The sequence below is a fragment of the Succinimonas sp. genome (genome assembly GCF_045225735.1).
Classification (GTDB): domain Bacteria; phylum Pseudomonadota; class Gammaproteobacteria; order Enterobacterales; family Succinivibrionaceae; genus Succinimonas.
In genome coordinates this window covers 1-10,276 of the sequence record NZ_JBGVBR010000041.1, presented here as the reverse complement: position 1 = coordinate 10,276, position 10,276 = coordinate 1, and the positions used below count along the sequence as shown (strand labels likewise).

11 protein-coding genes and 1 pseudogene are annotated in these 10,276 nt (G+C 55.2%); 7 read left to right on the top strand and 5 right to left on the bottom strand.

Features of this window, described 5'->3' with window-relative positions; translation table 11 throughout:
- Window positions 1-328: hypothetical protein (locus ACJROR_RS01510; protein WP_406545552.1), on the bottom strand; the 328-nt coding region annotated here is incomplete at its 3' end.
- 404 nt (window positions 329-732) lie between these two features.
- Between ACJROR_RS01510 and ACJROR_RS01505 the strand changes: the two genes are divergently transcribed.
- Entirely contained in the window at window positions 733-1,788 is a 1,056-nt protein-coding gene (locus ACJROR_RS01505) for a hypothetical protein (RefSeq protein ID WP_406039924.1), read from the top strand.
- Between the two features lie 183 nt (window positions 1,789-1,971).
- On the opposite strand, the gene ACJROR_RS01500 is transcribed toward ACJROR_RS01505, so the two are convergent.
- Window positions 1,972-2,826, bottom strand: a complete 855-nt coding sequence (locus ACJROR_RS01500; RefSeq protein ID WP_406545551.1) for a methyltransferase domain-containing protein — start codon at window positions 2,824-2,826, stop codon at window positions 1,972-1,974.
- Between the two features lie 21 nt (window positions 2,827-2,847).
- A complete protein-coding gene (locus ACJROR_RS01495) occupies window positions 2,848-3,108 on the bottom strand; it encodes a hypothetical protein (RefSeq protein WP_406039920.1) in 261 nt (86 codons plus the stop codon).
- A gap of 348 nt (window positions 3,109-3,456) precedes the next feature.
- Between ACJROR_RS01495 and ACJROR_RS01490 the strand changes: the two genes are divergently transcribed.
- The 6 genes from ACJROR_RS01490 (at window position 3,457) to ACJROR_RS01465 (ending at window position 9,668) form a co-directional block, all read left to right on the top strand.
- A complete protein-coding gene (locus ACJROR_RS01490) occupies window positions 3,457-3,996 on the top strand; it encodes a DnaT-like ssDNA-binding domain-containing protein (RefSeq protein WP_406039918.1) in 540 nt (179 codons plus the stop codon).
- A 196-nt stretch (window positions 3,997-4,192) separates the two neighbouring features.
- On the top strand, window positions 4,193-4,915 hold the full coding sequence (cmoA, locus tag ACJROR_RS01485) for a carboxy-S-adenosyl-L-methionine synthase CmoA (protein WP_406545550.1): 723 nt from the start codon (window positions 4,193-4,195) through the stop codon (window positions 4,913-4,915).
- A 3-nt stretch (window positions 4,916-4,918) separates the two neighbouring features.
- A complete protein-coding gene (gene cmoB, locus ACJROR_RS01480) occupies window positions 4,919-5,929 on the top strand; it encodes a tRNA 5-methoxyuridine(34)/uridine 5-oxyacetic acid(34) synthase CmoB (protein WP_406545549.1) in 1,011 nt (336 codons plus the stop codon).
- Entirely contained in the window at window positions 5,919-6,995 is a 1,077-nt protein-coding gene (locus ACJROR_RS01475; protein WP_406545548.1) for an ATP-dependent zinc protease, read from the top strand. The genes cmoB and ACJROR_RS01475 overlap by 11 nt, the downstream gene beginning before the upstream one ends.
- A gap of 86 nt (window positions 6,996-7,081) precedes the next feature.
- On the top strand, window positions 7,082-8,686 hold the full coding sequence (locus ACJROR_RS01470; protein WP_406039909.1) for an inactive transglutaminase family protein: 1,605 nt from the start codon (window positions 7,082-7,084) through the stop codon (window positions 8,684-8,686).
- A gap of 1 nt (window position 8,687) precedes the next feature.
- The gene (locus ACJROR_RS01465) at window positions 8,688-9,668 is read left to right on the top strand and encodes an alpha-L-glutamate ligase-like protein (protein ID WP_406039907.1); all 981 of its coding nucleotides are present in this window, start codon (window positions 8,688-8,690) and stop codon (window positions 9,666-9,668) included.
- 28 nt (window positions 9,669-9,696) lie between these two features.
- Here ACJROR_RS01465 and ACJROR_RS01460 read toward each other — a convergent pair whose 3' ends face one another.
- Window positions 9,697-10,107, bottom strand: coding sequence for a hypothetical protein (locus tag ACJROR_RS01460; RefSeq protein WP_406039905.1), 411 nt, complete (start codon window positions 10,105-10,107; stop codon window positions 9,697-9,699).
- Window positions 10,088-10,276, bottom strand: a pseudogene (locus tag ACJROR_RS01455) (hypothetical protein); the annotation flags it as partial. The pseudogene ACJROR_RS01455 and the gene ACJROR_RS01460, both read right to left, overlap by 20 nt.

Below are 10,276 nucleotides of genomic sequence, written 5' to 3'. Positions count from 1 at the left end.
TCTTAGTTTCCGAGTGATCCTGAAGGAGCTTCATAAGATCCCCCAGCGTCATATGCTCTCTGCCATCGGCAGCGTCTTTGACCCGAGACTCAATGCCAGAAAACTTCTGCGCCATTGAAGGAGAAGCTTGGGGATACCTGTCAGCGGTATTTATGACCTCGTTATTCCGGGCCTGAATCTCCAGGTTCTGATTACCGCCTTCCGGACGAACGGCAACATTGCCCTGAGGCCGGTTGTCAGCGCGGTTTTCGGCATTAACGCCCCGGTTATGGTCTATGATGTCGTTGTTATCAATGTTCAGATTGTTATTAATGTTAACACCAGTCATTTTGCATTCCTTTTTTACAGTGCCCCCGCGCAACGGCACCGGAGCGGCAAAGATTCATTCGATCCCGGGGCGGTTCAGCAAAAAAACAAATTCCCCTTCTCAGTTAATATTAAAACGAAAAAACCGGCGGATTGTTACACTTTTGCCGATTATTGCGGAAAATTGCAAAAATTTGATCCGGACACGATCCACGGATAATCCTGAAACCTCATGGAGTTCAGGAGCAGACCTTCCGGGAGCCGGGGATTTTTTGTCAGAAACGTGATGTCATTCATATCTTTGCTGGCTGGTAAAACGTTTTCAGGGGAGGGGCAGTGCCGCCCGGGATTTTTTGCCTATAATGCGGCTGCCGCTCTCAGTAACAGATTGCAAGCAGCTAAAGAAAACCGACCTTGGAGAACAGTATGACCGACAATCTTTCTGCATTAAAGTCCTTTGACCCCTTTAAGTCCGGATTTGACGAGAATACCATCATCAATGCTTCTGCCGGGAAAAGCGGCGACGGCAGCATTTCCGTTACCGCCAAGGGGCGTTACAAGCTCTTCAGCTTTTGGAACCGCACCCCGGCGCAGAAGGCGGAAAACAACGCTGCCCGCGCGCAGCTTTTAACAGCCCTGGGCAAGGCCTTTAACATGGAAGGCGTTCATAATGAGCAGGGCCGGGTTACCTTCAGCCGCGATTTTCTGAATAAGCTGGAGGAAAAGCTGGGGAAGGACGTGCTGAAGACCGGGGATTTCAAGCTTGATAACCAGGGAAACGTGGCATCCGGAAAGCCCCTTACCGCAAGACGGGTGCGGCAGATTCTGAACAAGGCCTACACCATGGTCAGCAAGGCTCCGGAAAAGATTGATTACGACAAATATGCGGACAAGCTGGAAAACATTAAGGCTTCTTATGAGAATAACCTCCGAATGTCAGAAAACCTGAAGCTCGTTGATAATTGCCTGAAAGCCCTGAAAAACAGCGCCGAAAAAAACGAAACCATCATTATGAAAAATGACAATTGCGAAGGAATAGATCCGAAGGATCAGGACTGTCTTTTTGTCTATCGGCAAGGGGATGACGGCGATCTTGCGGCGGTTGAAAATCCTTATCACTTTAAAAGTATTTTCCAGGGGACTGCCGGCTTTCCGAGTGATTCAGAGGACAAGTTCACGTTATACCTCAGAAAAGGGGATTACGATCCGGGCAAGCCGAACGAAAAGATAGACAAGATGGCGCAGAAATACCACGGCGGCGTCAAACCTCCGGCGTACGATTTCCGGGATGATATGATAAGGGAGCTCAATGACAAGCTTATCAAGTATGTCAGAATGACGGTGGACTTATTTGAGAAATGCTCGGAAAAAGGGAAGCTGGATGATTTTGAACAGGTGATGAGCACTGTAAACATGGGTCCCAAAACCACTGTCACCAATAAGATTGCCGAGCTGAAAGCTCTGGAAAGAAGACTCCTTTGAGCAGGATCCGAAAGCTCTGAAATCCCGGGCCCTGAAGCCTGGCGCCCGGAGTCCCGTATGACGAGAAACGCCTCTCCCCGGGGGCGTTTGCGATCCGGGAGCTCGGGCTGCATCTTATCCACTTAAGTCTTCCCCACCCTGTCGGCTCTCCGTTAAGCTCTTTCTGTTAAGCCTCCATCTCTGCTAAACCTTCTTCCCGAAAATATGAGCATACCGCCCCAGATGGGCGAAATCGGGATTACGGCGCATTTTAAGCTCCCAGGACAGGATTTCCTCCGCAGGGATCTCCGCAAGATGATAACGGGCCATGTAGTCATGAAAAACCCGGATGCCGCTCAGGACGGTTGCGGGAAAGCCCAGAGGCTTAAGAGCCTCCCGGATTTCCCGGGGATCCTGAGGATGCGGGGGCGTCAGTCTCATTTTGCTCTTGCGGCGCAGGGGCCGCATGCCGTTTTCCAGATAACGGTAGTTCCCCACAATAAGGCTTTTAAAAAGAAGCGCCGGACGGCTGTAGACCATCAGGGAGAGAAAGCCGCCCTCCCGGACGAGACCGGCGAGGACGGGGAGCGCGGAAAAGGGATCCTCCAGCCACTCCAGCACGGCATGGCACATCACAATGTCAAACTGCCGGCCCGGAAAGATGCCGGGAAGATCCTGAAGAGCTCCCGGAATAAAGGAAATGCCGCCCGCACCAGGAAAGCTGAGTTCTCCCGTTTCGCGCCTTCCGATCTCCAGCATTTCCGCGGAAATATCGGTAACCATGACCTGATGCCCCAGGAGGGCGAGTTCCCGGGAAAAGGGAGCAAAGCCGCCTCCGGCATCCAGAACCCTCAGGGAATCTCCTTCCGGGAAGGCCGTCAGAATTTCCTGAAAATCCTGTCTCAATGCCTCCAGCCGAATAGTCCCCTTGTCAGAGCCGTAGATGCGATCCCGGAACTCCTGCGCCCGGTCATCAAAGGACTGATCCCCTGAGGCAGCCCCGGGGGATCTGGTAACGGCAGCGGCCGGACACGTTCCGTCCGGCTTCATGGCATTCATGACAAAAACATCCCCTTCATCTCAGGGATTGCATTCCTCATCAAAAATCTTCTTCAGGTCGTGGAGATCCCGGCCCTTGAGAAGAGTCAGCGGCTTCAGGCATTTCTGCTGCTTTTCGCACCAGCTGAAGCCCTGCCCGCAGCGATTGTTAGGGGTAATCACCCGCCCCTCGGGAAGAGCTTCCTTTTTGATTTCGGGCTTTGCCGGAGGATCATCTTCGCCGCATGCTGTGAGAGAAAGCGTCAAAGATGCCAGTAATATTGAGTATATTAAAGTTTTCATCTCGTGTTCTCTAACTTGTGTTTCTCTTGCTCGTTTTTCCTGATTGCCGCGTAATATGCCGCAAAAACAAAGAATCTGGTTTAACAGGCGCCTATTCTACCAAGGAATCCCCTTTCGGGCTACAAAAGCCGGAGAAGCGGGAATATTGTCACTCCGGGGATCCTTTTATTTGCAAAAGCAAAATTCATGCCGCCTGCCCCTCCGGGAGCGGCTGCCGGGCATTCTTTGCTGCAGACAAAGAACAACCGAATACCGGAAAAGCAGAGTAAAATAACAGGACTTAATCCGGAAACAGCTATGTTATTCCGAAAGCAGCTATGTTATTCCGGGATCAGGAGAAAATGCCCTGTGAACATTGCCGAACTTAAAATACTTACCGCAAGCCCCCTGTCCTTTGAAGCCCGGGTGCTCTATGCCGTGGGCATAAAGCCGGAAAGCAGGAACGGGCAGATCCGGCTGGACTATCATAGGCTCACCCCGGCCCTGACCATTTCCGGCACCGGGTTTTCGGGAAACGCCCGGGAATATACCCCCCGGGCCGGCGATCTCAATGGGGTGGTGTGCGAGCTCATTGCGGCGGGACTCCTGCGTCCGGCGCCCGGATCCCGGCAGCAGTTTGCCAGCTGGTGGGACGGGGTTACCATGGATCTGCCGCTCCATCAGCGCTCCCTGAACACGGATCGCCATCTCTACCGGATGACCGACTCCTGGCAGCCTGACAGTACCTTTAAGGATACTGCAAGGCTGGCCGGCATCACCGATGCCAGCTATACTCCGGGCCAGCTGGCGGAGTTCACCGCCTACTGGGCGGGCCGGGATGCGCTTCTGGACAATCACCGCTGGAATCTGCGCTTTATCTCGTTTCTCAAAAAAATTCACAATAAGTAGCCGCGGCTGTCCCGCCGCCTCCGAAACGGCTTCCCGGAATCATCCTCTGATCCGGCCTTTGCGTTTTCCGGTTCCGGGGCATTTTTAACGCGGCGGGCGAGCTCGCAAAATTGCATTCCGGGCCGCTCCTCCGGTTGTAGCGCCGGCGCCGGTTTTTGGTATAATTCCGAAATTACAACGGCGTTTCAGGCTTTTTATGCACGATAATATCTTCGCGACCCGGAAGGAGCATGTCGGGGACTTTGTCTTCGACGAAACCGTGGCCGGCGTCTTTCCCGACATGATCCGGAGATCCGTTCCGGGTTACCCCAGCATTGTGAGCGCAGTGGGCATGATGACCCGGAGATTTGCCCGGGAGAACACCTGTCTCTACGATCTGGGATCCAGTCTGGGCGCCTGCGCCCTGGAAATGGCGGCAAACGCCCCCCGGGGCTGCCGGGTCATCGGCATCGACTGCTCGGAAGCCATGGTGAAGCGCTCCCGGGAAATCATCGCCTCCCAAAGCCTGAAAACTCCGGCGGAAATTATTCTCGGGGATATCACTGCCTGCGAGCTTGAGCCCTGTTCCGTTACGGTCATGAACTTCGTGCTCCAGTTCATCCCGCCGGAAGACCGGGGAGCCCTGCTGGAAAAAATCGCCCGGGCTCTTATTCCCGGCGGCGTCCTTATTCTCAGCGAAAAGTTTTCCTTTGAGGATCCCGCAGTCATGGCAGCCCTCACCGGGCTCCATCTGGACTTCAAGAAGGCCAACGGCTACTCGGATCTGGAAATAAGCCAGAAAAGAGCCGCTCTGGAAAACGTCATGATCACCGAGACCCCGGAAAAGAGGCTCGGCGATCTCAAAGCCGCCGGCTTCAGCCATACGGGGCTCTGGTACCAGTGCTTTAACTTCGGATCGATCATTGCTGTGAAGGACTGAATCATGAACCTGTTTGCACCCTGGGATGACTTTCTGGCGGGCATTGCCAAAGACGAGAGACTGGCCCCCTGGCTCCGGACGCTCCCGGGGCAGCTGGAAAAGTTTCAGGAATCCGGGGAAGGCAAGATCTTCCGGAATCTCACCCGGAGACTCAAACGCTTTAACGGCAAAAAGGCCGCCGGCATCGCCCTCACGGATCGGGTGGTGTCCTTTCAGGCTCCGGAGGACGTGTCTCCGGGGGAATGCGCCGGCATTAAAAAGCTCCTTCAGGAATTCATGCCCTGGCGCAAGGGCCCCTACAGCATCTTCGGAGTTCCGGTATCATCGGAATGGGAAAGCTGGATGAAGTGGGAACGGCTTCTTCCTCATATCACGCCCCTCCGGGATCGTCTGGTGCTGGATGTGGGGGCCGGAAACGGCTACCACATGTGGCGGATGCTGGGAGAGCAAGCCTCCAAGGTAGTGGGAATTGATCCCTCCGGACTCTTTCTGGCTCAGTTTGCCATTTTTAAAAGCCTGGCGGCCGATGAGAATCTGAAAAGCCGCATCCATCTTCTCCCCCTCATCATGGAGGATCTCCCCCCGCTGAACGCCTTTGACACGGTCTTCTCCATGGGAGTGCTGGATCACCGCCCGAGCCCGGCAGACCATCTTACGCAGCTCTGGAACGCTCTCCGGCCGGGGGGCGAGCTCGTGCTGGAAACCTTGGTTACAGAGGGAGACTCCCGCACCGTCCTGCTCCCCGCCGGACGTTATGCCAAAATGGCCAATGTCTGGTTTATCCCTTCCCCGGATTTCCTGAAAATTTTGCTCCGCCGGACTGGCTTTCCGGACGCCGTCATGGTCAGCCTGGAAAAAACCACCCCCGCGGAACAGCATCGCACCGAGCTTATGACTTTCGAATCCCTGGAGGATTATCTGGATCCTCAGGATCCCTCCAAAACCGTCGAGGGCTATCCGGCCCCGATGCGAGCAGTATTCATTGCCAAAAAAGGTATCAAAAATGAAGATTAAATCATCCCTGCTTAAGGCAGCAATCGCCTTTCTCATTCCGGCAGCCCTTTTTGCAGTGTCCGGCTGTCAGAGCACCAAAACTCAGGCAGCTTCGGATGCCGCCGAGCTCAAAACCGTTACCGATGAAAACGCCCGCATGGTCTCCGAAATGACCCGGGCCCGGGAGGACGACGTCAGAACCATGAACGAACTTAAAGCCGCCATCGAGGAGAATACCGCGAGGACTGTGAAAACCCAGGAAACCTGCTCCGGCGCCGCCCGAAAGCTGGAACAGGAAAACCAGAGTCTCCGGCAGGAATTAAATGCGCTTTCCGGGGAGATCCGGAAGACCAAGGGAGCCGCCCCCCGGGACACCGCCGGGAGCGCCGTCAAGGTCAGCGGGGATGCCACCCGTCTTGACAACGGCAAAATGATCTTCGGCAATCAGGAATGGGTCTATATCGCCGAAGCCGACGCTTCCTTCGCCAGCCGCATCGATACCGGCGCCAGCGTCTCCTCCATCAATGCCACCAATATCGAAAAGGTGGAAAAGGACGGCAAGGTCTGGTACAACTTCGACATTCCCCTGGATGACGGCAATGTCATTCATCTGTCCGCCCCCCGGGTCAGAACCGCCGTGATCATTCAGGCCTCATCAGATCGCCCCGAGGAACGGCCGGTGGTGAAGCTGACCGTGAAAATCGGCTCCTATACCGGAGTTAACGAATTCTCCCTGAAAAACCGCGACAAGATGCAGTTCCCGCTTCTGGTGGGCCGGGAATTCATTCAGGACATCGCCGTGGTGGATGTCTCCCGGGAAAACGTGCAGAGGAAGATCGACAGCTCCGTTACCGTAGAAGCCTACAAGGATGCCGGGGACAAAAACCGCGAGAAAAACTCCTCCGGCAAGAATAATAAAAAGGACAAAAAGGACAAGCCGGCCAAGGACGGTTCCGAAGATAACAAGGAGCAGCCAAAGGAAAAGCGCGCCGAGCCGCAGCAGGTGCTGGCCCATCCCAAGGAGGAGCCCATTGAAGGCGCTGACAGCGGCGCCGGCGCTCCGGATGCCGGATCCGGCCAGAAGTAATTCCGGAGGGGAATACTCTCCCCCGCCGGAGAGCATTCCCGGTTCCCGGACTTGATTTATCCACAGGTGTTTACAGAGGCGTTTATATGATTAGCCGCGGAGTTTATTACATCGTAGTGGCCCTGCTCTTCATCACGGGCATCTCCCTGATGATCTACGAGCATGTTACCTTCGATGTGCCATGGTTTCCATCTTCCAAGAACATCGCCTGGGATATTGAGGCTAAGATAAGCTTCAATACCTCCTACGATGAAAACAAGCCGGTGAAGGTCTCCCTGGCCGTGCCCGACAGCCAGCCCGGCTTCAGAATAGTTTCCGAAAACACCGCGAGCCCCAATTACGGGCTCTTCTTCAACGACCGCGCCGGGCATACCAGAGCGGAATGGTCCAACCGGGCGGTAACGGGACATCAGATCCTGTACTACAGACTGGGCATTCTGGCGGACAATTCCGTCAAAAACAACATGGTGACCGTGCCCCGGGTGGGCAAGGTGGTGCTGGAGGAGCCCTACCTCACGGCCATAAACCAGATCGGGAATGCCGCCTGGAGCCGGAGCTCCGATCCCCTGTCATTTACCCAGGCGATTTTTCAGGAAATAAAGACCCAGGATCAGAATGCCCGGCTTTTGCTCTCCAAGTTCACCCGGCAGGAGCTTATCGTTAAGCTTTTGAACCTGCATGACATTCCGGCCCGCATCATCAGAGTGGTGAAGCTGGAGGACGGCCGCCGGAATCAGCATCTCGTGCCCTATCTCGCGATTTTTGATCCGGATAACTCCTACCGCATCATCGATCCGGAATCCGAAAAGGAGCCCAAGAAGGGCACCTACTTCATCTGGGAAAGCAATGCCAATTCCCTTTTGGAAATCTCCGGGGGCGAGGACTCTCAGGTGGTGTTCTCCATAATCCGGAACAACGTTTCTGAAAAGAAGGCCTTCGCCATGCGGCAGAACAGCCCGGATGCCGAAAACCAGGATCGCTTCGACCTTTCGGTAAACGCTCTGCCCATTGAGGAGCAGGCGGTGTTCAAGAACATCCTGCTTCTCCCCATCGGCGTGTTCATTGTGGTGTTCCTGCGCATTATCGTGGGCATCAAGACCTCCGGCACCTTCATGCCGGTGCTCATCGCCACCGCCTTTCTGCAGACCAACCTCACCGTGGGGCTCATCGGCTTCCTGACCATTGTGGGCATCGGACTCATTATCAGATCCTGGCTCTCCTATCTGAACCTGCTTCTGGTGGCCCGAATCTCCACGGTGATCATCACGGTTATCGCCATTATCGGCACCCTGAGCTTCATCACCTACAAGGTGGGACTCACCGATGGCATTAAGATCACCTTCTTCCCCATGATCATTCTCTCCTGGACTATCGAAAGAATGTCCGTGCTCTGGGAGGAGGAAGGCTACAAGGAAGTTCTGATACAGGGCGGCGGCTCCATGTTCGTGGCGGTGATGGCTTATCTGGCCATGTCCAATCCCAACATTCAGCACCTGTCCTTCAACTTCCTGGGACTCATGCTGGTGATCCTCTCCGGGGTGCTCATCATGGGTAACTACACCGGCTACCGTCTCACCGAGCTCAAGCGCTTCCGCCCTCTGGCCGAGGAAATCGCCCATCCGGTGAAGGAAGGCGAGCTGGAGGCCGATCGCCTGAAAAGAGAGACCAAAGCCGTGAAGAAGGAGGCCTGACATGAACCTCTGGCCCTTTAAAAAGTACTGTTCGCCGTTTAAGCTGAGCCGTCTGGGCATCATGGGCATGAACCAGAGGAACGTGAACTTTATCGGCCGGTACAACAAGAGAGAGCTGTACCCCCTGGTGGACAACAAGCTGCTCACCAAGGAAATGGCCATGAGGAATCACGTCTCCACCACCGCCCTCATCGGCTCCATCAAGCATCAGTATGATGTGAAGAACTTCTCGGAAATCGTCAAGGGCAAAAGCGGCTTCTGCATCAAGCCCACCCACGGCTCCGGCGGCAAGGGGATTCTGGTGATCTCCCGCTCCGAGAACGGGGTGTACTACAAGCCCAACGGCCAGGGTCTCACCGCCCTGGATGTGGAGCGCCATATTACCAATATTCTGGCGGGGCTGTTCTCATTGGGCGGAAAGCAGGACTTCGCCCTCATCGAGGATCTCATCAACTTTGACGATGTGTTTCAGGACTACAGCTATGAGGGAGTGCCGGACGTCCGGGTCATCGTCTTCTGCGGCTATCCGGTGATGTGCATGATGCGCCTCTCCACCGCCGCCTCCGACGGCAAGGCCAATCTCCATCAGGGCGCGGTGGGAGTGGGCATCTGCGTCCGCTCCGGAAAAGCCATCCGCGCCGTCCAGAAGAACGAGCCCGTGCACATTCATCCGGACACCGGAGCCGATCTTTACAAGCTCCGGGTGCCCCTGTGGCAGGACGTGCTTAACCTGGCCTCCAGCTGCTATGACATGTCAGGGCTGGGCTACATCGGCACCGACATTGTGCTGGACAAGCTCCGGGGCCCGCTCCTTCTGGAGCTTAACGCCCGGCCGGGACTGGCGATTCAGACCGCCAACTCCGCAGGACTGCTCCCCAGACTGCGGTTTATTCAGACCTACATTAAAAAGCACGGCAAGCTCCCGGCGGCGGAACGGGTGAAGGTGTCTCAGGAGCACTTCGGGGTGCTGGAGAACGACTGAGAAAAAGGCCGGTTCACAGGAATCGGCCTTATTTTTGGTGTCTCTGCCGGTAAATCTCCAGGAGATCTTCGATGGCAAGTTCCGGGTCAGTCGTGTGGAGATTGAGATAATTTCGTTTCATGGTTTTTGCCGGAGCAATCCGGTAGATCTTCCGGCTCTCTTCATTTCTGGAGCACGCCCAGAACCGGTGGAGATAGCCAATCCAGTACAGAACTTCCGGACTATAGGTTGCTCCTGCCGGGGTCAGATTCTTTTCCTCTGCAAGCTCCTCCAGAAGGTATTCCTCCCCCATCCACTGAAGCTTGTTATAGGGGGAATCAAGATGCCGGGCCACCTCTGAATTCATAAAGTCCCGGATGAATTCTTCGCTGGCATAGGCCAAAGAACGCTCAAAGAGCCGCCCCTGAATGTCGCAAAGCTTAAGCTGAATGCAATCCATGATTATCACCAGTTCTTTCGGCCTTTCCTGCTGCCAGTCCTTTCGGCCTGCCGCTTTCCTTTTCTTCTGCCGCGCTTTTCAGGATCTCGTCAAAGAAAAGCCCTTCCCGGCGGTAATCCCGGGAAATGCCGTTAACCAGGTTCACCCCCTGCCGGCGCTTTTCAGCGCC

Coding starts and splice junctions, on each gene's coding strand:
- ACJROR_RS01505 (WP_406039924.1), top strand. CDS start 733: ATGACCGACAATCTTTCTGCATTAAAGTCCTTTGACCCCTTTAAGTCC.
- ACJROR_RS01500 (WP_406545551.1), bottom strand. CDS start 2,826: ATGAATGCCATGAAGCCGGACGGAACGTGTCCGGCCGCTGCCGTTACC.
- ACJROR_RS01475 (WP_406545548.1), top strand. CDS start 5,919: ATGAAGATTAAATCATCCCTGCTTAAGGCAGCAATCGCCTTTCTCATT.
- ACJROR_RS01465 (WP_406039907.1), top strand. CDS start 8,688: ATGAACCTCTGGCCCTTTAAAAAGTACTGTTCGCCGTTTAAGCTGAGC.
- ACJROR_RS01495 (WP_406039920.1), bottom strand. CDS start 3,108: ATGAAAACTTTAATATACTCAATATTACTGGCATCTTTGACGCTTTCT.
- cmoB (WP_406545549.1), top strand. CDS start 4,919: ATGAACCTGTTTGCACCCTGGGATGACTTTCTGGCGGGCATTGCCAAA.
- ACJROR_RS01460 (WP_406039905.1), bottom strand. CDS start 10,107: ATGGATTGCATTCAGCTTAAGCTTTGCGACATTCAGGGGCGGCTCTTT.
- ACJROR_RS01470 (WP_406039909.1), top strand. CDS start 7,082: ATGATTAGCCGCGGAGTTTATTACATCGTAGTGGCCCTGCTCTTCATC.
- cmoA (WP_406545550.1), top strand. CDS start 4,193: ATGCACGATAATATCTTCGCGACCCGGAAGGAGCATGTCGGGGACTTT.